This window comes from Rhodoglobus vestalii (assembly GCF_006788895.1).
Classification (GTDB): Bacteria; Actinomycetota; Actinomycetes; order Actinomycetales; family Microbacteriaceae; genus Rhodoglobus; species Rhodoglobus vestalii.
Genome location: NZ_VFRA01000001.1, coordinates 2,442,472 through 2,463,763, shown reverse-complemented (window position 1 = coordinate 2,463,763; position 21,292 = coordinate 2,442,472). Strand labels below are relative to the sequence as shown.

Annotated in this window: 20 protein-coding genes, 1 tRNA gene and 1 pseudogene; 10 read left to right on the top strand and 12 right to left on the bottom strand. The window is 62.0% G+C overall.

What is annotated here, in order from left to right; translation table 11 throughout:
- The first annotated feature begins 120 nt into the window (after positions 1-120).
- Entirely contained in the window at positions 121-1,206 is a 1,086-nt protein-coding gene (locus FB472_RS12130) for a Glu/Leu/Phe/Val dehydrogenase family protein (protein WP_141991106.1), read from the top strand.
- 26 nt (positions 1,207-1,232) lie between these two features.
- Here the strand turns inward: FB472_RS12130 and FB472_RS12125 are convergent, their stop codons facing one another.
- Entirely contained in the window at positions 1,233-2,234 is a 1,002-nt protein-coding gene (locus tag FB472_RS12125) for a TerC family protein (RefSeq protein ID WP_141991105.1), read from the bottom strand.
- 237 nt (positions 2,235-2,471) lie between these two features.
- On the opposite strand from FB472_RS12125, the gene cmtR reads away from it, so the two are divergent.
- From cmtR to FB472_RS12110, 3 genes are read left to right on the top strand one after another with little or no spacing between them, the layout of a single operon-like run.
- Complete coding sequence (gene cmtR, locus FB472_RS12120; RefSeq protein ID WP_141991104.1) at positions 2,472-2,831, top strand: Cd(II)/Pb(II)-sensing metalloregulatory transcriptional regulator CmtR; 360 nt, start codon at positions 2,472-2,474, stop codon at positions 2,829-2,831.
- Positions 2,828-4,744 carry a heavy metal translocating P-type ATPase gene (locus FB472_RS12115; RefSeq protein ID WP_141991103.1) on the top strand — a complete coding sequence of 639 codons (1,917 nt, stop codon included), beginning with the start codon at positions 2,828-2,830 and terminating at the stop codon, positions 4,742-4,744. Before cmtR ends, FB472_RS12115 begins: the two co-directional genes overlap by 4 nt.
- Positions 4,741-5,409: a DsbA family protein gene (locus FB472_RS12110; protein ID WP_141991102.1), complete on the top strand. Its 669-nt coding sequence runs from the start codon at positions 4,741-4,743 to the stop codon at positions 5,407-5,409. Before FB472_RS12115 ends, FB472_RS12110 begins: the two co-directional genes overlap by 4 nt.
- A gap of 116 nt (positions 5,410-5,525) precedes the next feature.
- Here FB472_RS12110 and FB472_RS12105 read toward each other — a convergent pair.
- Positions 5,526-5,598: transfer RNA gene (locus FB472_RS12105), tRNA-Glu, on the bottom strand.
- Positions 5,599-5,678: 80 nt separating this feature from the next.
- Here FB472_RS12105 and FB472_RS12100 point away from each other — a divergent pair.
- On the top strand, positions 5,679-6,143 hold the full coding sequence (locus FB472_RS12100) for a hypothetical protein (protein ID WP_141991101.1): 465 nt from the start codon (positions 5,679-5,681) through the stop codon (positions 6,141-6,143).
- 36 nt (positions 6,144-6,179) lie between these two features.
- Here FB472_RS12100 and FB472_RS12095 read toward each other — a convergent pair whose 3' ends face one another.
- A complete protein-coding gene (locus FB472_RS12095) occupies positions 6,180-7,112 on the bottom strand; it encodes a diacylglycerol kinase family protein (protein WP_141991100.1) in 933 nt (310 codons plus the stop codon).
- A 71-nt stretch (positions 7,113-7,183) separates the two neighbouring features.
- Here FB472_RS12095 and FB472_RS12090 point away from each other — a divergent pair, with 71 nt between their 5' ends.
- From FB472_RS12090 to FB472_RS12070, 4 genes and pseudogenes are all read left to right on the top strand, one after another.
- The gene (locus tag FB472_RS12090; protein WP_141991099.1) at positions 7,184-7,690 is read left to right on the top strand and encodes a TetR/AcrR family transcriptional regulator; all 507 of its coding nucleotides are present in this window, start codon (positions 7,184-7,186) and stop codon (positions 7,688-7,690) included.
- A gap of 23 nt (positions 7,691-7,713) precedes the next feature.
- Positions 7,714-8,471 (top strand): annotated as a pseudogene (locus FB472_RS14725) (MFS transporter); the annotation flags it as partial.
- 109 nt (positions 8,472-8,580) lie between these two features.
- Positions 8,581-9,039 carry an LpqB family beta-propeller domain-containing protein gene (locus FB472_RS12075; RefSeq protein WP_141991098.1) on the top strand — a complete coding sequence of 153 codons (459 nt, stop codon included), beginning with the start codon at positions 8,581-8,583 and terminating at the stop codon, positions 9,037-9,039.
- Positions 9,036-10,673, top strand: coding sequence for a DUF5671 domain-containing protein (locus FB472_RS12070; protein WP_141991097.1), 1,638 nt, complete (start codon positions 9,036-9,038; stop codon positions 10,671-10,673). Before FB472_RS12075 ends, FB472_RS12070 begins: the two co-directional genes overlap by 4 nt.
- 206 nt (positions 10,674-10,879) lie before the next feature.
- Here the strand turns inward: FB472_RS12070 and FB472_RS12065 are convergent, their stop codons facing one another.
- The 5 genes from FB472_RS12065 to FB472_RS12045 form a co-directional block, all read right to left on the bottom strand.
- On the bottom strand, positions 10,880-12,175 hold the full coding sequence (locus tag FB472_RS12065) for an ABC transporter ATP-binding protein (RefSeq protein WP_141991096.1): 1,296 nt from the start codon (positions 12,173-12,175) through the stop codon (positions 10,880-10,882).
- Positions 12,172-13,797 carry an ABC transporter permease gene (locus FB472_RS12060; RefSeq protein WP_215730444.1) on the bottom strand — a complete coding sequence of 542 codons (1,626 nt, stop codon included), beginning with the start codon at positions 13,795-13,797 and terminating at the stop codon, positions 12,172-12,174. The genes FB472_RS12065 and FB472_RS12060 overlap by 4 nt, the downstream gene beginning before the upstream one ends.
- Positions 13,798-13,901: 104 nt before the next feature.
- On the bottom strand, positions 13,902-14,957 hold the full coding sequence (locus tag FB472_RS12055; RefSeq protein ID WP_141991095.1) for an iron ABC transporter substrate-binding protein: 1,056 nt from the start codon (positions 14,955-14,957) through the stop codon (positions 13,902-13,904).
- Between the two features lie 311 nt (positions 14,958-15,268).
- Complete coding sequence (locus tag FB472_RS12050) at positions 15,269-16,054, bottom strand: acetoin reductase (protein WP_141991094.1); 786 nt, start codon at positions 16,052-16,054, stop codon at positions 15,269-15,271.
- A gap of 251 nt (positions 16,055-16,305) precedes the next feature.
- Entirely contained in the window at positions 16,306-16,860 is a 555-nt protein-coding gene (locus FB472_RS12045; protein ID WP_141991093.1) for a TetR/AcrR family transcriptional regulator, read from the bottom strand.
- Positions 16,861-16,933: 73 nt separating this feature from the next.
- On the opposite strand from FB472_RS12045, the gene FB472_RS12040 reads away from it, so the two are divergent.
- Positions 16,934-17,290 (top strand): DsrE family protein, encoded by a 357-nt coding sequence (locus FB472_RS12040; RefSeq protein WP_141991092.1) that lies wholly within the window; start codon positions 16,934-16,936, stop codon positions 17,288-17,290.
- 91 nt (positions 17,291-17,381) lie between these two features.
- On the opposite strand, the gene phnE (FB472_RS12035) is transcribed toward FB472_RS12040, so the two are convergent.
- From phnE (FB472_RS12035) to phnD, 4 genes are all read right to left on the bottom strand, one after another.
- Positions 17,382-18,242, bottom strand: a complete 861-nt coding sequence (gene phnE / locus FB472_RS12035; RefSeq protein WP_141991091.1) for a phosphonate ABC transporter, permease protein PhnE — start codon at positions 18,240-18,242, stop codon at positions 17,382-17,384.
- On the bottom strand, positions 18,242-19,039 hold the full coding sequence (gene phnE / locus FB472_RS12030; protein ID WP_141991090.1) for a phosphonate ABC transporter, permease protein PhnE: 798 nt from the start codon (positions 19,037-19,039) through the stop codon (positions 18,242-18,244). The genes phnE (FB472_RS12035) and phnE (FB472_RS12030) overlap by 1 nt, the downstream gene beginning before the upstream one ends.
- The gene (phnC, locus tag FB472_RS12025) at positions 19,036-19,857 is read right to left on the bottom strand and encodes a phosphonate ABC transporter ATP-binding protein (RefSeq protein WP_246078206.1); all 822 of its coding nucleotides are present in this window, start codon (positions 19,855-19,857) and stop codon (positions 19,036-19,038) included. Before phnC ends, phnE (FB472_RS12030) begins: the two co-directional genes overlap by 4 nt.
- A gap of 83 nt (positions 19,858-19,940) precedes the next feature.
- Positions 19,941-20,906, bottom strand: a complete 966-nt coding sequence (gene phnD / locus FB472_RS12020) for a phosphate/phosphite/phosphonate ABC transporter substrate-binding protein (RefSeq protein ID WP_141991088.1) — start codon at positions 20,904-20,906, stop codon at positions 19,941-19,943.
- Positions 20,907-21,292: the final 386 nt, after the last annotated feature.

Sequence of the window (21,292 nt, the reverse complement as noted above, 5' to 3'; positions counted from 1 at the left end):
ATCTCACCAGTCTACTTACGTACGAGTCAGCGCTATGCTGACCTGAGCGCACCACCCCCGCGTTACCACCACTTTCCATTTTGTTGTTTTGCCCACAAGGCCCACACGCAGGAGAAGTCTATGATTATGCAACCCTCAACGACGTTGGAAGCACCGGTATCCGCAATCGAGAATGCGGAATTTGGCCACGAAAACGTTCTCATTTCGACGGGTAAACGTTCCGGTCTCGTTATTTGCGTAGCCGTCCACTCCACCGTCCTCGGTCAAGCCCTCGGCGGTGCGCGAATGTGGAACTACCCGCACTGGACGGATGCTGTAGCCGACTCGCTGCGACTCTCCGCCGCCATGACTCTCAAGAACTCTGCCGCCGGGCTCAACCGCGGTGGCGGCAAGTCGGTCATCCACATTCCTCTGGGTGTCGTGCTGACTGGCGAGCAGAAGCGTGACGCCATGCTTGACCTCGGTGACGCCATCGAGAGTCTCAACGGTGCGTATATGACAGCGGAAGATGTGGGCACGAGCGCCGAACTGATGGCGGTAGTTGCCGAGCGCACCGAACACGTCTGCGGTCTGCCCGCCGACCAGGGTGGCGCGGGCGAACCTGCGGATGCGACCGCCGCTGGTGTGCACGCCAGCATCCTTGCCACCTGCGAGGCCCTCTTTGGCACTCGTGATGTTGCGGGGCGCCACCTAGTGATTTCTGGTCTCGGCCAGGTCGGCGGACGCCTCGCTCGCTCGCTCACCGCGGCCGGCGCAGTCTTGACCGTCACCGATGTGAACCTTGACCGCAAGCTGCTCGCGGCCGAACTCAGCGCCAACTGGGTCGATGCCGATGAGGCCCACAGCGTAATTGCGGACCTTTACGTTCCGTGTGGAATGGGTGGTGCGCTCAGCCCTCGCGTCATCCGCGAGCTTAACGTCAGTGGTGTCGTCGGTGCCGCCAACAACCAGCTCGCCCAGCATGATGGTGCTGAAGCACTTGCGGAGCGCGGCATCCTGTGGGCTCCCGACTTCGTCGTCAACGGTGGCGGTGTGATCTACCTCGACATGGCGTCAGCGCCAGATGCGGATGCCGATGCGATTGCTCAGCGCGTTGAAGCGATCGGCGACACTGTTGCCACAATCTTCCGCGATGCCGCTGCGCTTTCGATCACCACGCTTGATGCTGCCGAGCGTCTCGCCCAGTCGAGGCTCGTTACCGTCTAACGCTACGCCCAGCGCGGCGCCCGCACTTACTCGCGGTTCGCTTGGACGGGGGCGTTCTTTTTGTCGTAATTCATTTTCACGAGACTTGCGATGACCGCAACAGCCATTGATACGAGAATTACAATGAGCGAAGTCCACGTGCTGATTTCGGGTGCCCACTCCACTGGTTCGCCGCCATTAATAAACGGTAGCTCGTTGACGTGCAGGGCGTGAAGGAACAGCTTCACACCAATGAAACCGAGCACGAATGCGATGCCAAAGTGCAGGTACACGAGTTTGTCGATGAGGTCGCCGAGGAGAAAATACAACTGGCGCAGGCCCATGAGAGCGAAAATATTGGCGGTGAACACAATGAACGGGTCGGTGGTTATTCCAAATATTGCCGGGATCGAGTCGATGGCGAAGACGAGGTCGGTGAGCCCCAGAGCAATAAACACGACAAGGATCGGTGTAAACACCTTTTTGCCGTCGATGACGGTGCGAAGTTTAGCGCCGTCAAAGTCTGGCGTAATCGCTATGCGCTTGCGCAGAAACCGAATAATTCCCGACTCGGTCTCTTCCATTTCGTCATGCTTCTCAAACACTTGGCGGATGGCCGTATAGAGCAGGAACGCACCAAAGATGTAGAAGATGAAGCTGAAGTTTTCGATCAGTTGCGCACCGAGAAGAATGAAAATTCCCCGCAGCGCGAGTGCGATCAGGATGCCCACCATCAGCACCTCTTGCTGATACTTTCGCGGCACCGAAAAGCGGGCCATGATGATCACGAACACGAACAGGTTGTCGATCGAGAGACTGTACTCTGTGACCCAACCGGCAATGAATTGACCGGCCTGTTCGACATCTCCCAGCAGGGACATCATGAGGGCAAAGATGAGCGCTAGGCCCACATAGAAGCCCACCCACAGCGCTGACTCGCGAGTGCTAGGAATGTGCGGGCGCTTGTACGCCAAGATGAGGTCTGCGGTCAGAATGATCAGCAGAACCGACAAAGAGGTTACTTCAAACCAGATCGGCAGAGTAGTCAAGGAAATCCAATCGCGGTTTCACGGCACTGCAAGTAGTGAAAGTCCCTCCCGCACCGCGTGAATTGTGGATGCCGTTGCCCCGGAGCCACGACTGAGTGGGTCGTATTGACGAGCGCAGCGAGGTGGGCCAATTCCCCCTTCGCGTCCACCATGATAACCGACCCGCACGGGTACGCCGTCTGCTTTCTGCTAGCCTGGGGAGATCTGATACGTCAGCAGCCGCTGTATAGTCAGTGGATGCTGACTACTGCTTCTCGCACCGAGGTAATGAACCGATTGGGCCGCGCGATGGCCGACGCAAGCCGAGCCCGAATCCTGCTCTCGTTGCTCGAAAAGCCCGGCTATCCAGGGGAACTAGCGCAGGATCTTCTACTGACCCGAAGCAACGTGTCCAACCACCTCACCTGCTTGCGTGGTTGTGGACTGGTCGTGGCTACCCCTGAAGGACGGTCAACCCGGTACGAGATTTCGGATCCGCATCTGGCTCGCGCACTCACTTCGCTGATCAACGTCGTGCTCGCCGTTGATGATGGAATCCTGTGTCTGGCCGATGACTGCGATGCAGCACTGTGCTGTGAGCCGAAGACGACGGCGTGAGCGACGAGGCACTCGTGCCGTGGTGGCGAGACCGGGCGCTGGCGTTACCCGCGCTTTCGGGCGCGCTTCTCTTTTCTTCACTAGTTGGGCTGGCAGCAGGAATCTCCCAGTGGCCAATCACCATTATCCAATCGCTGAGCTTGCTCGCTGGAGCTGCCGCGTTTTTTCCGGGCGCGGTTCGGCGACTGGCTCGCGGCTCACTCGGCGTGGGCCTACTGATGACGATCGCCGCTATCGGCGCAGTGCTCCTCGGTCATATCGGAGAAGCTGCAGCCCTCGCTTTTCTTTTCTCTATCGCCGAGGCGCTAGAAGATCGAGCGATGGATCGTGCACGCCACGGTCTGCGAGCACTGCTCTCGCTCATCCCTGCGACAGCGCTGATCGAACGCGAGGGAAACCTGACGCAGATTACGGCGGCCGACCTCGTTGCCGGTGACGTGCTGGTGGTGCGTGCTGGGGAACGAATCGCAACCGACGGCGTGGTGCTGAGTGGATCGAGCAGTGTCGATAACTCTGCCGTTACGGGCGAGTCGATCCCGGTCGCGATAGCGGCTGATGACGAGGTCTTAGCCGGGTCCATCAATGGTTCGGGTGCGGTGCGCATCCGGGCCACCGCAGCCGGCACCGATAATTCGCTGACCACAATTGTGCGGCTCGTCGAAGAAGCCACTGCGCACAAGGGCGAGCGTGCACGGCTAGCTGACCGCATTGCCCGACCGCTTGTTCCGGTTGTGCTCGTCGCTGCTGCCGCAATCGTCGGGTGGGGTTTTCTTGTCGGCGACCCCGAGCTCTGGACGGAACGCGCGCTCGTCGTGCTCGTTGCCGCTTCGCCGTGTGCACTAGCAATCGCTGTGCCCGTCACCGTGATTTCGGCGATCGGTGCTGCCAGCAAGCTGGGCATTGTGGTCAAGTCGGGGGCCGCCTTTGAACGGATGGGCAGCATCCGCACAGTCGCATTCGACAAGACAGGCACTCTCACGGGCAACGCTCCCACTGTCATTGCTGTGAAAACCACACCGGGGGTCAGCAGCACGGAGGTACTGCGCGTTGCGGCGGCCCTTGAAGCGCACAGCACACATCCGCTCGCCTCCGCCGTGCTCGCCAGGCACCCCCACCCTCCGGAGGCGCGGGAGGTAACCGAAGATGCCGGGCGAGGCATATCGGGAACAGTCGACGGGGCCCACGTGCGTATTGGCAACACTCGCTGGCTTGATGCCGCTGATCTCACCCCGACGGCGCAGACTCTTGCCAATGATGGGATGACCGTGGTGGTGGTCGAGCGCGATGCTCGCGTGATCGGCCTGCTGGGGATCCGCGATGAACTGCGGCCAAATGCCGCCGAGGCTGTTGCGAGCTTGCAGGCGGCGGGCATCCGTACCCTCATGTTGACCGGTGATAACGCGAGCACCGCCGCCGCACTCGGGCGAGAGGCGGGAATCGACGATGTGCGGGCAGAGTTGCTGCCCATCCACAAATCTGAGGCAATTCAGACCCTGTGTGAGCACTCCCGCACCGCGATGATCGGCGATGGAATCAACGATGCTCCTGCGCTTGCTGCTGCCGATGTCGGGATCGCTCTGGGCGCGACTGGCTCCGCTGTCGCAGTTGAATCGGCGGATGTCGCTTTCACCGGCACGGACCTGAGGCTCATTCCGGTGGCGATACTTCACGCGCGACGCGGGCGCCGCATTATGACCGCAAATATCGCGCTTTCGCTCGCAATCATCGTCGTGCTGTTCCCGCTGGCGCTAACCGGCGTGCTCGGCTTGGCTGGTGTCGTCCTCGTCCACGAAATTGCGGAGCTGATAGTTATCCTCAACGGGCTGCGTGCCGCGCAACTGTCACCTACTCTTGATTTACCCCGTCAAAAAAGCACTGACCGTCAACGCCAGAACGCCCGGAGTCTCCGATGAAAAAAGCTCTTCTTCCGATCTTTGCCGCATTCGGGCTGCTTGCTCTCGTGGCAGCCTTCGTTTTTGTGTCCGTCTCTGGTGACTCAGCCGATGAGGATGCCGCCGCCGGTGATGCCTCGTCGACAGGGCCCCGGGCGTCGACCGTCGCTACGGACTCGCACTACCTTGATCAGGCGGGCCCAGATGCCGTAACCGTCGTGGAGTTTCTCGATTTTGAGTGTGGAGCCTGTGGCACCTTCTACCCCTACGTTGAGGAGCTGCGCAAGTATTACGACGGGCAAATCAACTATGTCGTGCGCTATCTGCCGCTGCCGATCCACCCCAACTCCATGACTGCCGCCGTTGCTGCGGAAGCCGCCGCCCAGCAGGGAGAATTCGAAGCAATGTACCAGCGGCTGTTCGAAACTCAACAGGAATGGGCGGGCAGCACCAGCCCACAGTCCGACTTCTTTCGCGAGTTGGCCGTGCAACTCGAACTCGATATGACTGCCTACGACGCGGCAATCACTAATCCCGAAACTCAGGCACGCGTTCAAGAAGACTTCGATGCTGCCGTCGCACTCGACATCAGTGGCACACCAACGTTCTTCGTCAACGACGAGCCGGTTGATACTCAACGCCTAGAAGATCTGCCCGACGCGATCGACGCCGCGCTCACGGGCTAACGCGATCTCGACGAGCGTGGGCGTCGTGCACGTGCCCGGCACCGCCGTTCGGCGAGGCCACAAAAGATGAAATCCCGGCGCATGTTCACACGAACATGACCGGGACTTTGCTACTGTGACCCCAGCGGGATTCGAACCCGCGTTACCGCCGTGAGAGGGCGGCGTACTAGGCCTCTATACGATGGGGCCGTCACAACAACTAGAAAAGTATGCCACAAATTTGGGGCGCACTCGCGCACTACGCCTTATTCTGAACCACCGGGAGACTCTTGACTGCTATCACGCGCGCCACCACTGCCGTTCTTGTCGCAACGGCCGTGCTCGCCGCCCTCGCCGGGTGTTCGCTGCTGAACCCTGAACTCCCTCGCGATGACGCCGGTCAGGTGCTTGAGCCCAGCGTTATCGGCTCGACTGACCTACTCGTTGGTGACTGCTTCAGCTTTGTTGAAGGAAGCAATCTCAGCGAAGCAGAAGTGACCCCGTGCGCTACCGAACACACCCATATCGTGATCGGTAAGGGCGCGCTGGCGAAAACAGAGATCGGTGAGGCTGGTGGACTGCAGAACGCTGTCTCGTCTTCGTGTTCAGAGACCTTTAGCGCCTTCAAGGAGACGGTCGCCGAGGGAATTCGCCCCGAGCAGGAGTTCATCATCTCTGAATGCAGCACCGATGACGGCACGGCGATGACCGACTATGCCTGTATCGCCACGGACGCTCCCACACCAGAGGCGTAAGAACAGGCGACCCGAGGTGCGCACCGCGACGTGCAACTAGGCGCGCTGGTCGAGGATGTGCAGAACGCCGGGCACCATCTCAATGTCAATGGGCAGTGCAGCAAAACGCTCACCATCGGCGTAGGCAGTAATCTCTTTCGACTCGATACGGATGTTCTTCGCGCGGTACACGGTGACACGGGGATCGCTGAGATGCGTGCCGCTGAACACGCGCGGGAAGACGCGCAAGAATGCCAGCCGCGACAGTGATTCGACCACTAGGACGTCGGCGAGTCCGTCATCCACCAGAGCATTCGGTGTGACTTTCATGCCGCCCCCGAGCGACACGTTGTTGCCAACGCTGATGAGCGCGCCCGTAGTTTCGATGACACGACCGTCGATCGTCAGCTTGTACTTGATGGCGCGCAGGCGGAACAGCTCAATGATCAACGCCACCGTATAACGACTGGGGCCCTTGGGCCACGACATGAGATTTGCGCGCTCGTTGACGATTGCGTCGAAACCAGCAGAAAGCACGCACGCAAACCAGCGGGTCGCAGCAGAGCCGGTCGCTTCGTCAACATATGACACGCAGCCCGCATCGATGGCCCGGGGCGGCCTGCCGAGACCGCGCACAATGCTGGCAATTGCGGCATCCGTGTCATCAAATGGAATTCGTAAACCACGGGCCATGTCATTGCCCGTGCCGGAGGGGATGATGCCGAGCGGTACCTGTGTCTTGGCGACCAGATTGGTGCCCAGATTCACCATGCCATCGCCGCCCACCACGAGCAGAGCATCGGGTTTCTTGGCAACAGCTTTGCGCCCCCGCTTCAGCAGCAGGGCAAAATTGGGCTCCTCCAGCGCAGTCACCTCATGGCCGAGGGCACGCAACGCATCCACGGCCTGAGGGCCAACATGCTTGCCTTTGCCAAAAGCTGCGGTCGGGTTGATCGCGACAATAAGACGCAGGGGTTTGATCGACTCCACCAGCCCAGTATGTCGCACCGGCGCTCACCGGTCGCACCATCGAGTCAACTCCTCTCAGCACCGACACAGTCATGATCAGCGAGCGCGCCGAGATATCTCCGCGCACGTTCTTCAACTATTTCAAGAGCAAAGAGGATGCCATTCTTGGCATTCAGGAGCTCGGCGAAGTGCAGCGTGCGATCGCCTCTGGTGTCGCGTCCGCCGAGACCGACGATTTGGTTTCGGCGATCGTCTCCACAGTGTTCCAAATTTTTGGCCCGATGGCCAAACAGACCCACCTCAAAGCTCAGCGAATGATTCTTGTCACAAAGAACCCCCGTTTGCTGAGCCGGCAGATGCACCAGTTCAGCCAGCTGAACAGCACAATGGCTTCCGCGGTCGTTGAATTCCTTCCCCAGCGTGAAACACCGCTCCCCTACGACCCTGAACACGTCGCCGAGATTGCCGTAGCCACCTGTGTCGCCTCTGTTCGAATTGCCGTAAAGGAGTGGATCGCTGCCGGTGCTACCGCCGACATCGACTCCCTGTACCTGCGCGCCGTCACCCTCACACGAGAAACCCTGAAAGCCCTTCGATGACAACTACCCGCGAACCCGAAGTTATGACCACCAGTGATCCCGCAGCTAAGCGCAGCATTCTGCTGTTGTTTGTGGGCCTCATGGTCACCCTGCTGCTTTCGGCACTCGACCAGACCATTTTTAGTACCGCCTTGCCCACCATTGTGGGCGAGCTCAATGGTGTGAACCACATGCTGTGGGTGACCACAGCGTACATTTTGGCGTCGACCATCATTACGCCGGTCTATGGAAAGCTCGGTGACCTCGCCCCGATACGACGTGGCTGATTATTGGTCGCGCCGTTCAGGGTGTTGCTGGCCCGCTCTTGGGCGATTGGTTTACCGAGTCCCTCGGATGGCGTTGGGCGTTCTGGATGAACCTTCCGCTGGGTGCGCTAGCGATCACCTCAACGGCGATCGTGCCCGTGATGACCTGGGGTGGAACGCTGCATGACTGGGATTCGCTCAACATAATCGGGCTTATTGCTCTCGCCTACATGCCGATCTATCTGCAGATGGTGACCGGGGTGAATGCGACCCAGCGGGGCTGTCGATAACCCCGGCGTTGCCGATTTGGATCCTCCTGCTCGTACCTCGCGGTGATGGGGGTGGGTCTTGGGATGAGCATGCAGATTCTGGTCCTGATTGTGCAGAACACGTTCCCGAATTCGCAGGTCGGTACAGCGACGGCGTCGAACAACTATTTTCGCCAGATTGGTGTGTCGATCTGTACGGCTGCGGTGGGTAGCTTGTTTGTGGCTCGCCTCACTGAGCTGCTCGGCACACGCCTTCCCGCTGGCGCTGACCATTAAGCGCGATGAACCTAACGACAACCTCAACGTGCTCGGTGACGATGATCGCAATGGTCGTCACCTCTAGCCCTTAGTGCCTCGGATAGGCCATGCTGTCCTCATGGAGCCTCACGCTGCTCGACCAGATCGCGCACTCATCGCGATCCTTTCCATCATTGCCGCCATTGTTGTGATCGCCCTGGTGGTGGTGTTCACTCGCGGAGGGCCCGCGAATGTGGACCCCACAACACCGGAGGGTGTCGTTCAGTCTTATTCGCGCGCGATAGTCGATAGCGACACCACGTCCGCACTTGAGTTTCTCGCTTCCGCCCTTCGCGACAACTGTGAGCGGTCAGAGCCGAGCGTGATTCAGGAGCTTCGGATGACCGTCATTTCGTCGAAGATGAACGGCGACACCGCCATGGTACGGGTGACAATGGAGTACGGCGGTGGCTCATTCGGTGGTTCAGGCTACGAGTATGACGGAGTTTTCACGCTGGTGAACGAGGGCGACCTCTGGAAGATTGAGTCGACTCCGTGGGAGTTGGCATTGTGCTACGACCAGGGCATAAGCGAATGACCTCAACAACCCCGAACCCTGGTGTGACACCTGCGGTGGGGGGCGTGCAGACGGTGCGCCGCTTAATCACGTATTTGTTGCTGGCGATCACCGTCATAATCGCCGCCAACGGTCTGAGTGGTCTTCTGGAACGGCTGCTCACCGTGAACCGCGTCGAGGTAGTTTTTGATAACGAGGGTCTCGCAACATCGTTGGCCGCAGCCCTCATCGCCGGCCCCCTCGCTGCCCTGCTGTGGTGGCTGACTTGGCGTGACTCCGCGAGTGCTCGCGACCGAGCATCGGTGACCTGGCCGGTGTATTTGGTGATCCTCTCGACTGCGGCGCTGCTTACCGCCACCATCACTCTTTTCTCGTGGATCGCTAATGCCATCACGGTCGGCTGGGACCCGTATAGGCTCGCCGGCGGTATCGTGTGGGCGCTCATCTGGTTGTGGCATTACTGGATGTGGCAGCACCCCAGCAAGGGACCCACGAGACTGCCGGGTGCGGCCCCCGCACTCGCTTCCCTCATCGGCCTGAGCTATGCGGCCGGCGGGCTGGTGTGGGCGCTGAGCCGACTTGTCGACTCCGCCGTGGACACCGTTGCGGGTTCTGTGTTGCTCAGTGATCCGGTGTGGCAACTGGTGTTGCAGTCTCTGGTGTGGGCGGTCGGCGGCGGGCTGCTGTGGTGGTGGCACTGGTTACGTGTGGGAGTGCGCGCGCAGAATTTCGGGTTCAGCAATGTGCTCCTCGTCTTTATTGCGGGGGTTGCCTCGCTCGCGGTGCTCGCCCTGGGGCTCACGCTTACGCTCTCGGTGATACTTGAACTCGTGACGGGGGCGCAGCAGCCGATTGCTGTCACTCTGGCTCCGTTGGGTACCGCCATTGCCAGCACGGTGGTGGGTGCACTGGTGTTTGTGTATCACGCCCGTGTTGTCGCTTCCCGCTCTGTGGGGGTGCGCGCGGCATCCCGGTTGGCGAGCACCGGTGTCTCGTTGGCCTATGCGGCGACGGGTGTCGGGGTGACCATCAACGCGCTGTTGGCCACGACGAGCAATTCAATTCTTGAGGGCAACATCCGCAGTCTGCTGCTGGGTGGGCTCAGCGCATTACTCGTCGGTGGCGTGCTGTGGTGGATGACATGGCGTCCTCTGGCGGCGTCAACACCCGAGCTTGTGGCGACCCCCGGTCGACGCATCTACCTTGTGGTTATTTTCGGTCTCAGCGCGTTGGTGGCTCTCATCACGTTGCTGGTGATCGGGTTCCAGCTATTCTCGTTCCTGCTCGACGGGGGCAGCGGCGAGACGTTCGTCGAACGCTCTCGTCAGGCCCTCGGTCTCCTCACCGCAACGGTGCTTGTGGCCGCCTACCATTTCGCGATCTGGCGAAAGGATCGCGTCTCTGACGTTGCCCAGGAGCCGATTCGTCGCATTGACCATCTGACGCTGGTGACATCCGGCGGCAGTGCCGAACTCATCGACACGCTGCGTGCCGCGACGGGTGCTCGGGTCACGGTGCTTCAGCGTGCGGCTGCGGTGGATGGCGAACCGGATGCCGCGGCGCTCGTTACAGCGCTCGACGGCGTTGAGGCAAGTAGCGTACTGGTTCTGGCGGGGGCAAACGGTTCGGTGGAGGTCATCCGGCTGAACGGGTGAGTTCGCTTTACACCCCTCATAGCCGCACGCCGTGGGCTCGAGCCATGACGCAGGGTCATTTCGGTGACGGTGATGTAGTCACTTGGTCGGCCCGACACTTCAGCCGCTGCCTCAAACGCTACCTGTCCAGAAGCATCTACCGGCACCTCAACACCGCGTCAGCCGCGAAACTGGGGGTTACGGGTACCCCCGGAGGCGAAACCCGATTAGTCGCCCGCGCGCGGATATGCCAGTACTCGACCGCGCACCTCAACGGTGACCTCGGCACCCACCGGGAGAAGGCCCGAGGCGGCCACCCGAGCCATGCAACTCGTTCCACTCTGCAACGAGAGCTCGAGCAGTGCGTCGTGGCCTGTGTAACTCACCGCAGTGACGGTCGCACGAAGTCCTTGGGCAAGCATCGGCTCAACGATCAGCTTCAATTCAAGCTGTTCCGGACGGATAAGCACGGCTACTGGGGTGTCCTCACCAACCACACCAGCCGCCGGGCGCCCGGAGACCACGGTAATTGGGGTCGTCTCCCCGGAACGGCGAATCTCGCTCGGGAGTTGGCTGCCGTGCCGGACTCCGCTCTCGTCGTAAGCGAGCACACCCGCGGGGGACGCACCGACGGCCAGGTCGGCACCCGAGGATGCACCGTTGACCGTGTTCCCCAGGGTCGCATCCCCCAGGGTCGCGTCCCCAAGCGTCGCGTCCCCCGGCATCCACTCCGCCTCTAAGGACCCCAGCGCCCCAACAACCGAGCCCGAACGCCACAGGCCGGGCAGGAACACCGACTCTCCGACGAATGTTGCAACCCAAGGAGTCGCGGGTCGCTCGTAGACCTCGGTTGGGGTCCCGAACTGCAAAATTTCGCCATCGCGCATCACCGCGACGTAGTCCGCGATCGAGAGCGCCTCGGCTTGGTCGTGTGTGACAAGAATGCCGGTCATCCCCTCGGCGGCGAGCAGCGCCCGCACCTCGGTGCGTAGCTCGCCACGAAGAAGGGGGTCAAGCGCACCGAATGGCTCGTCCATCAGCACTACCTCCGGCCCCGACGCGAGAGCCCGAGCGAGCGCCACCCGCTGCGCCTGACCTCCGGACAGCTGTGCCGGTGAGCGACCGGCGAGCGCCGAGAGCCCGACGAGACAGAGCAGGTGGCGCACCCGTTCTTCGCCCGCCGACCGGCGCGCAGCGCGACGGCCGCCGCCGAGTCCGAAGGCGATGTTCTCGGCAACGGTCAGGTGCGGGAAGAGCGCTGCGTCTTGCGGAACCCAGCCGATCCTCCGCTTCTCCGGCGCCAGATGGATGCCGTGCGTCGTGACCATCCGCTGCCCCAACCGCACCTCGCCGGACCGCGCTCGGATGAGGCCCGCGATCGTGCGCAGAAGCGTCGTCTTGCCGCATCCGCTCGGCCCCACGATCGCCACGAGAGACCCGTTCGGGACTTCGAGGGAGATGCCCCGCAGCACCGGTTCCACCCCGTAGCCAACGACCACGTTGCGCATCGAAAGCCGACTCATGAAGCTGTCCCATCCACTCGTCCGCGGCCAGCTCCCGAGAGGAGAAACGCGGGAACTGCCGCCACGAGAATGAGCGCGGCCGCGTAGGGTGCAGCGGCACCGTAGGCGGAGACGTCGGTGCGCGACCAGAGTTCGATCGCGAGGGTGTCGGTTCCGGTGGGGCGCAAGAGAAGCGTCGCCGGCAGCTCCTTCATCGCCGTAACCGCCACGAGCAGCGCACCAGCGAAGATTCCCGGGCGGGCGAGCCGCGCGGTGACGAACCACCAGGTCTGCAGTTGGCCGTAGCCGAGGGTTCGCGAGACGTCCTCGAGCGAGGTGGGCACCTGGGCCGTGGCACTCCGGATCGCCCCGATCGCCTTGGGCATGAACAGCACCCCATAGGCGAAAGCAAGCACGAAACCGGTCTGGTAGAGCGTGGGCAGCACCGAGAGCGAGAAGAACACAAGCGAAAGTCCCACCACAATGCCGGGCAGGCCGAGAGCGAGGTAACCGAGCGACTCAATAACGCGCACAAGCCGGCCACGGTACCTGGCGGCGAGCGCACCAATCGGCAGGGCAAGGAGCACCGCAATGACGGCGCCACCGATCGACAGGGCCAAGGTATTGAAGATCGCCTGGCCAAGCTCGACAGGATCGAGCGCCCGCAGCGTCTCCGCCTCGAACAGCCGGGCGAACAGCACCGCCACCGGGAGCCCGACCGCGAGAGTCGGAACCACCGAGAGCAGAGCCATCGACGGCGCCGTCCAGTAGCCGAGGTTGACGACGCGGTGGCGAGCAACGCCGGTCACGGCCCCGAACCGGCGGCGGGCGCGACCGCGCGCCGTCTGCTCCGCTATCACGATGACCATCGCAAGAAGAACGAGCACAGTCGCGAGAATCGCCGCGTAATTGCGGTTGAAGCTCGCCCCGTACGCCTGCTGAATCGCCGTGGTCAGCACGGGGAAGCGGAACAGAGCGACTGCGCCAAACTCCGAGAGCACGTAGAGGCACACGAGGAGCGCTCCCGCGAGGGTCGCCGGCCGGATCTGCGGCCAAGTGCCGAGCCAGAATGCGTGCCAGGGCCTGCGCCCAAGAGTGCGGGCCACGTCGTCGAGACCCGTGGTCCCCGCCCGCAGCGCGGCCATCACCGGCAGCGTCACGTAGGGGGTTGAGACGAGGGTCAGCACGAGCCAGGATGCCCAGAATCCCTGCATTCCCGGCACCGCGGCGAGCCAGCCGTAGGCGGCGAGGTAGGAGGGAACGGCGAGCGGAAGCGCGGCGAGCACGGTCCACATCCCCCGCAATCGCAGCCGGGTGCGGGCGAGCAGGAAGGCGGTCGGCACTCCGACCAGCACGCACGTCGAGGTGACCGCCGCCGCGAGGCTCACGGTGTTGAACAGCAGCAGCGGCACTCGGGGGCGGCCAAGCACCGTCACGGCATCCTCGAGTCCGCTCGATCCGACCCGAACGAGGAGATAGACCAGCGGGATGGATGCGATGGCGCACGCGACGAGGCCGAGTAGCAGCAACATCCGCGGCGGCCGTCGCCCGACAGGTTCGCGAATCGGCTCGGCCGGGATCGGCTCGACTCCGATCGGCTCGACTCCGAGGTCGGCGACTCGCTCATCGACTCGCTGTGGCATCCGACTCCTGCTGATGGGTGGGGCATGTGGCGCGGCGGGCCGCTTCAATGCCGGTGGTGGTTGCGCTGCGCGGCCAGTTCAGTGACAGCGCAGCGCAGTTGCCCTTATAGAAGACCGTACTGTGCGAGCAGCTCCTGGGTCTGTTCGAGGGATTCGAGGTCACTGAGATCGAGCTTAGGGTTGACGAGGTTCTCCAGTTCCGGGAGGCCCTCCGGTGCGTCGACACCCGGGAGCAGCGGGTACTCGTACGTGTTCTCGACGAAGAACTGCTGCGCCTTCTCGGAGACGAGGTACTCGATGAACGCGAGTGCGTCCGGGTCACCTTCGGCTCCGGCGAGGATTGCTGCGCCGGTAACGTTCACCATGCCGCCGGCGTCGCCGGGCAAGAACTTGACCTGTGCACGCATCGCGTCGGCTCCGACTTCGGCCGCATCCTCGTACCAGTAGTAGTGGTTGATGAGCGCGAGGTCGAGCTGGCCGCTGTTGACCAGGTCGAGGGTCGCGCCGTTCTTCTCGGTGAGCACAGGGGAGTTCTTGCTGATGCCTTCGACCCACGCCTCGGCATCCTCTTCGCCCTCGAGCACGCGAAGCGCGGTGACGAACGACTGGAAGCTCGCGTTTCCGGGCGGGAAGCCGACCCGGTCGCTCCACTTGGGGTCGGTCAGCTCTGCGACGCCATCGGGAATCTCATCCTCGCTGAGCTTCTCCGAGTCGTAGGCGATCACGCGGGCGCGGCCGGTGACGCCGATCCAGCTGTGATCCTCCGACGTGAAGCCGGCGGGAATGAGGTCGGCAAACTCGGCGGGGATCTTGCTGACGAGGCCGGCGTTCGCGAGCGAGCCCAGGGCTCCAGCGTCCTGCGACAGGAATACCTGGGCGGGCGAGTTGTCGCCCTCCTCGAGCAGGAGCGCGTTGAGCTCGGGGCTTGAACCGTAGCGGGCGCTGACCTTGATGCCGGTGTCTTCGGTGAATTTCTCGATGAGCGGTGCGATGAGCGCCTCGTCGCGGCCGGCGTAGAGGGTGAGCTCGCCGTCGCTCGTGATCGCTGCGTCGCTCGGCGCGGACGGTTCGGTATCGCCGGCGGGCGCGCAGCCCGCGATAGTCAGGGCGAGGGCGGTGACGCCCGCGGAGAGAATGAGGCTACGGCGGAAAGTGCGCACTGAGGGTGTCCATTTCTGATAGTTAGGTAAGGCATACCTATCCTAGCGGGATGCGCGGCCTCAAAGGGCCCACCGGACGGATGTTTGGCGATGGCAGGGCAGCAGTAACGAGAATCTCGAACGTGGGCACTCTGGAAGTACCTCTTGTCCAATTGGGGTTTGTGGGTTCACGTCCTGTTGCCGGGTCCACGACCATTAACAACACTGGAATCACAGGCGCTCGAGACTACGCTCAGATCCGCCGCAGTGATGATTGAGACTCGTACCGGCGCCAACGCAGCCGCGAAGGCGTCGGACACGTCTGCGCGAAGTTAGTTGTAGAGCATTCCACCATCGACTAGGAGGACCTGTCCCGTCACATAGTCCGAATCATGGCCAGCGAAGAATGAGACGACTCTGGCGACATCATCCGGCGTTTCGATGCGGCCGAGTGCGATGCCCTCCACATTCTCCTTGAGGTTCTGGCCGAGAGGCTTGCCATTGATCTTGCTGAGCTCCGCATCGATCAACTCCCACATTCCAGTGCCGACGATGCCGGGCGCATAGGCGTTTACCGTTATGCCCTTGGGGGCAAGCTCTTGGGCGGCAGCTTGCGTGATGCCGCGCACTGCGAACTTGGAAGCCGAGTAAGCGCCAAGAATGGGGAAGCCTTGGATCGCAGCGATCGAGGCAGCTGAGATGATCTTGCCTCCATGGCCGAGTTCTTCGAACTTGGCGGCAGCTGCCTGAATGCCCCAGACAACGCTATGAACATTGATGCGGAAAATGCTGTTCAGGTCGTCTTCGGTGATGTCAAGAATCGGCTTCACTTGGGCGATACCGGCGTTGTTGACGATCACGTCGAACCCGCCCAGCTCTTTTGCCGCTGTGTCTACCGCAGCCACGATATCTTTACGCTGAGAAACGTCCGCAGCCACAAAAATCGCCTTGCGGCCAATCGCCTCAATTTCAGCCACAACGCTGTCGGCCTTGTCCTTCTGAAAGTCGAGGTCTGCAATGGCAACGTCGAAACCGTCTTGCGCTAATCGAAGCGCGATCCCCCGGCCTATTCCCTGACCTGCGCCAGTAACGAGAGCGACCTTATTTTGTACTGTCATGGTTTTCTCCTTTGTTTGCGACTTCAACGTGAACTATTTGTGGCAGTTGGCCGCCCGTCGGCACGGCACAGCTATTGAAGCATGGGGCTCTTGCTGAAACCCTATGCCTGTGAAATAAATTCCGCCACGGGTGAACTCGTGAGCGTCGACGAGGAGGGGCTGCTGCGGGGATTTCGGACAGCGGATTCGATTGATCTCTCACCCTGGCGTGACCGGCTGTTGTAGAACCCTCCGATGTATCGGTGAATGATCTAAACGAGTTCCTGCGCCATGGCGCCCGCTTCGCGAACCAGGACGGCGTCACGGGCGACCTTCGCTGCGGTGATGGCCCCGTCATAGAGCAGAACGAGGCGGGAAACGATGGTGGCGCCCGGAGCCTCCTGAACAAGGCCGGAAATGTGCGTGCGAACCACATCACGGTAACGGTCCGCGACCTGCCGTACCGAGACACATTCCGGAAGTTCGATCACCGCATTCGTGAAGGGGCAACCGTAAAAAGTGTGCGATTCCACGGAGACCGCGAGAGCTTCAAAGAGAGCAGCGACCCTCTCCCGCGGAGGGCACCGGGGTTCATCCAGCGCCCGGGCGCGATCGACCCATCCACTGAGTTCTTCCTCCAGGTACGCCACCACGAGCGCCTCCTTGCCGGCGAAGTTGTTATAAAGGCTGGCCTTCGCCACTCCCGCGCCACGAACGACGAGATCGATTCCCGTGGCGTTGATGCCATGTTTGTGGAAAAGGTGACTAGCGGATGCGAGGAGGCGCGCCCGCGCGCTGGGCACCGGCGCTGCAATCATAGATTCCATGACTGGACTTTACCAGACAGATCGGTATAGTTATCAGTGACCAGAACGGTCTACCTAAGAGAAGAGGCACACCATGTCAGATTTGAAAATTGCCGTCGTCATCTATGAGCCCATCACCTCCGACGCCTCACGCGTCTACCGCGGCCTCAAGACCGCCCTCGAATTCACGCAGGCCGGCGATGACATCGTCGTCGTCTTCGACGGTTCGGGCGTGGAAACATTGGCCGCGATCACCGCGCCCAGCCACAAGATGAACCCCCTCGCTGTGGCGCTCAAGGACAACATCCGGGGTGCTTGCGGATTCTGCGTCGCCTCCCACGGGGTCTCCGACGAAATCGCTGCGGGAGGCTGGAACTTGCTCACCGAGTACAAGGGCGAAGCGAGCGTGCGAAACCTCGTGATCGAGGGCTATCAGATCCTCAGCTTCTAACCTGCGGCCGCACCTGCGATGCTGCGGAAAATCCTCGCCCAGACCCGCGTATTCGACGGCTGCCTAGGAGTGCCGATATCCCCGGCCGGCCTCAGACGATCGCGCTACCCTGTGTTGGCGGGGCCCCGGAGATGATCCGGTGGCGGATGGCACCGGAGACCTGGTCGACGATGATGGTCACCACAATGATCACCACGAGCGTGATCCCGATCCGGTCCCAGAGCCGCCGGTCGAATAGCTGCGACAACAGCGCACCCACTCCGCCGGCGCCGAGTACACCGAGAATGGCACTCGCGCGGATGTTGATCTCGAACCGGTAAAGCCAGAAGGCGACAACTTCGGGGAGGATCTGTGGGAGCACCCCCCAGCGCAGCACCTGGACTTGCCTGCTGCCGGTCGAGCGCACGGCATCCACCGGACCTGGATCGACCCCCTCGATCACCTCACTCGTGAGCTTGCCTAGCGTGCCGACCGACCCGACACCGATGGCCAGCGCACCGGCGAGTGGTCCGAGACCGAAGATCGGCATCATGATGGCGATCGCGAAGATAAGCTCCGGAATCGCCCGGATGACGTTGAGAACCTGGCGAACGGCGAAGACGACGGGTGCGGGCGCGACGTTCGACGCGGCTAGGAAGCCGAGCGGAAACGAGAGTGCAGCGCCGATGAGTGTGCCAATCCAGGCCATGTGCAGGGACTCGATCATGAGTTCGAGCGCGACGAGCCAGTATTCGTTGTACGGAACTGTGAACGGGTCCTGCACCACTCCTGACGCCATCAGCCCGCCGTAATGGAGGGCCAGCGGCGGAGCTTCGATCAGTCGCCCCCACCGGGCATCGACGACGACGACGCAGACGATGATGATGGCGAGCACCGTGAGCTGCGCAAGCGTGTAACGAAGTTTGCTCGGCTGGGTGGGGCGAACGGTCCCTCTCCGAGCTGTCCCGGTCATCAGACGAGCCTCCTTCGGAGCGCTCGGGAGAATTGGTCTATGGCGAATACGACGACGATCAGCAGCACGATGATCGCCGAGAGGTTGTCGTAGTTGAAGCGGGACAACTCGACAGCGATAATTGCGCCAATTCCACCGCCACCGACGATGCCGATGATCACGGATGCGCGGATGTTGAGCTCGAAAACGTAAAGGCAGTATGAGAGATAGCTGGGCAAGATTTGCGGAAGCACTGCCATTCGCGCGCGCTGCACGACATCGGCTCCGGAAGCATCGGCTGCCTCGAGCGGTCCGGGATCGACGCCGTCGATCGTCTCTGACGTCAGCTTCGCAACGATGCCGATGTTGAACATGGTGAGAGCGAGGATGCCGGCGAGGGAGCCGACGCCGACAAGGGCGACCAAAAGTAGCCCGTAGCCGACGTCTGGCAGCGAACGTACTAGGGACAGCACGAACTTGGCCGACCGGTAGACCCAGTTACTGCGCGCTGTGACCTGTGAGGCGAGCATCGACATCACGAGCGCGATCGTGCAGCCAACGAGGCTGGCGATCACGGCGATTGAGAGCGTCTCGGTCCAGGCTGGGATGGTTCGGCCGATGAACGCCCAGTTCGGTGCGAAGAACTCTCGGATGATGAACCAGCCACGTCCAAAATCCTCGAAGAGAGGGCGGAGATCAAACTCGATCCCGATGCCCGACCACACGGACATCGCAGCGGCTGCTGCGAGTAGCGCCCACAGCGGCCAGTTGGTCCGGGGTTTCGTGGGACGTGCCACAGACGGTGCAGGCGCAGTCACGACAGCTCCTCGTCGCCCGTGCCGTCGACGCCCTCACGGTTGCTTACGTCCTGCCCGGTCGGCAGGATGTCGTCTGCGGTGAGCGATCGACCATAGATCTGGGCGAACACTTCGTCGTCTGCTTCATCCGGAGGTCCATCGAACACGATGCGTCCCTCGCGCATGCCGATGATGCGTTCGGCATAACCGCGGGCGAGGTCAAGGAAGTGGAGATTGACGACGGTCGTGATTCCGAGGTCGCGGTTGATCCTCTGCAGGTCGCGCATGACCATGTTGGCCGTTGGCGGGTCGAGCGATGCCACCGGTTCGTCGGCGAGGATCACATTCGGCTGCTGGGCGAGGACCCGCGCGATCGCGACGCGCTGCTGCTGGCCGCCCGAGAGTTGCGACGCACGCGTGTATGCCTTCTCGACGATCCCCACACGCTCAAGTGCCTCGAACGCGAGTTCGACATCGGCGGGCCGGTAGATGCCAAAAATTGACAGCAGGGTCGGAGTCGCATGTAGTCGGCCGACCAGCACGTTCTTGAGCACCGTCGTGCGCGTCACGAGGTTGAATGACTGGAAGATCATCCCCACCCGGGACCGTAGTTCGCGCAAACTCCGCTTGGACGCGCCGTCCACACGCTGCCCGGACACCATGAGTTCACCCGATGTTGTTGGCACGAGAGCGTTGATCGAGCGCACAAGGGTCGATTTGCCGGCACCGGAGAGCCCGACGACGACGACGAACTGGCCGTCAGGGATCTCGAGGTTGATCCCGTCGAGACCGAGCACTCCGTTCGCGTACCGTACCGAGACGTCAGTGAAGCGGATCACGCAGTAAATCCTTCTGCTGGGAGGAAACAGGAACAAGCGGGCTCGCGCACCCATCGTACGCGGGCCCGACTATGAACCTGCGGTTACTCGTCGCCGAACGTAGCCTCGACGGCGCGCGCGGCGTCGAGAGCGTCGAGGTCGGCCGGAACCAGCCCGTCGATGTTGTACACCGCCGACAGGATTGCGGCCCCCTCTTCGTTCTCTGCGATCGCGAGGAAGGCATCTGTGATGCGCTGCTTCAGCTCGTCGGACAGGTTTCCCGCAACAGCGATTCCGTCGTTGGGGATGTTCTCCGACCAGGCGAACACCGTGACATCCGAACCGATCGTCGGGATCTCGTCAACGACCTCGGACCGTGCATCGTTGAAGCTGACGCCGACGGTCGCGTCGCCACGGGCAACCGAGAGCACGGCGTTCGGGTGGCCACCGGCGAAGAACGAGCCGCTCAGGTCGAAGGGGTCGAGTCCGGCATTCTGGATTTGGGTCGCCGGGTAGTAGTAGCCGGAAGCCGAACCTTCGTCGACGAACGCAATGGACTCATCCTGGGCGATCTCGGCGAGTGCCTCTTCACCCACCGGGCCGCCCTCGGCTTCGTCGGTGCCGTTGCAGAAGGTGTAACCGTCTTCATCGGTGACGATGTCGGTCGTGCAGAAGCGGTCGGGATCGTTGGTGTACCACTGGGTGACGTAGGTGCTCGAACCGTAGCGCACGGACTGCAGTACAGCTTCTGCACCGGCCTGGTCGACCGCCTGTACGAGCGCGATTGGTCCGAACATGCCGATCTGCGCCTGCTCGGCCTGCATCGCGACGACGAGTGCCGCGTAGCTGTCGGTGACCACGGCCTCGACCGGGATGCCCAGTTCGTCGCCCAGCAGAGCGCCCAGTTCGTCGGCGTCGATGACGAGTTGGTCGATGTCTTGGGAGGGAACGAGACCGAGCACGAGCTCGTCGATGACTGCCGGGTCTGTCGAATTACCGCCGGGCGAACAGGCGGCGAGGACGATGGCGACCCCGGCCACGACTGCGAAGGTGATGCTTCTTTTGAACACTGGTGCTCCTGTCTCTGACACCCGCACGGTGTACCGAATCGGCGGCTGATTAAAGATCAAACTACTCTCTGGCCTGAACCGCTCGTCGCGAATCGTCCGCGATCCGCCGGATGTTTACTGGATATTTAGGGGATGTTAACGGTCGGGATCCAAGACCTTGTGCGCCCATCCGGTAATCGCTGGGTGCAGATCGGGCATCGAAGCTGCTCTTTCGTCCGGGCTGACCGTTCAGTGCATCCTCGACGCCCTACCCCTCACCCGCCATCAATTTCACGGCGAATGGAACTACACGCTGGAACCGGCAGGAGGACAGCCGAGTAGTTGCGTTTCGAGGTTTCATAGCCTGAATGCGTGCTGGCCGCTAGGCGAGCGGTGGCCAGCCATAG

Excerpts from the sequence above, each read along its gene's own strand:
- phnE (WP_141991091.1), bottom strand. The coding sequence starts at position 18,242 with ATGACCGGGACAGCTCGGAGAGGGACCGTTCGCCCCACCCAGCCGAGC.
- FB472_RS12075 (WP_141991098.1), top strand. The coding sequence starts at position 8,581 with ATGGAGCCTCACGCTGCTCGACCAGATCGCGCACTCATCGCGATCCTT.
- FB472_RS12040 (WP_141991092.1), top strand. The coding sequence starts at position 16,934 with ATGTCAGATTTGAAAATTGCCGTCGTCATCTATGAGCCCATCACCTCC.
- FB472_RS12130 (WP_141991106.1), top strand. The coding sequence starts at position 121 with ATGATTATGCAACCCTCAACGACGTTGGAAGCACCGGTATCCGCAATC.
- FB472_RS12045 (WP_141991093.1), bottom strand. The coding sequence starts at position 16,860 with ATGGAATCTATGATTGCAGCGCCGGTGCCCAGCGCGCGGGCGCGCCTC.
- FB472_RS12070 (WP_141991097.1), top strand. The coding sequence starts at position 9,036 with ATGACCTCAACAACCCCGAACCCTGGTGTGACACCTGCGGTGGGGGGC.
- cmtR (WP_141991104.1), top strand. The coding sequence starts at position 2,472 with ATGCTGACTACTGCTTCTCGCACCGAGGTAATGAACCGATTGGGCCGC.
- FB472_RS12090 (WP_141991099.1), top strand. The coding sequence starts at position 7,184 with ATGATCAGCGAGCGCGCCGAGATATCTCCGCGCACGTTCTTCAACTAT.
- FB472_RS12065 (WP_141991096.1), bottom strand. The coding sequence starts at position 12,175 with ATGAGTCGGCTTTCGATGCGCAACGTGGTCGTTGGCTACGGGGTGGAA.
- FB472_RS12060 (WP_215730444.1), bottom strand. The coding sequence starts at position 13,797 with ATGCCACAGCGAGTCGATGAGCGAGTCGCCGACCTCGGAGTCGAGCCG.
- FB472_RS12050 (WP_141991094.1), bottom strand. The coding sequence starts at position 16,054 with ATGACAGTACAAAATAAGGTCGCTCTCGTTACTGGCGCAGGTCAGGGA.
- FB472_RS12110 (WP_141991102.1), top strand. The coding sequence starts at position 4,741 with ATGAAAAAAGCTCTTCTTCCGATCTTTGCCGCATTCGGGCTGCTTGCT.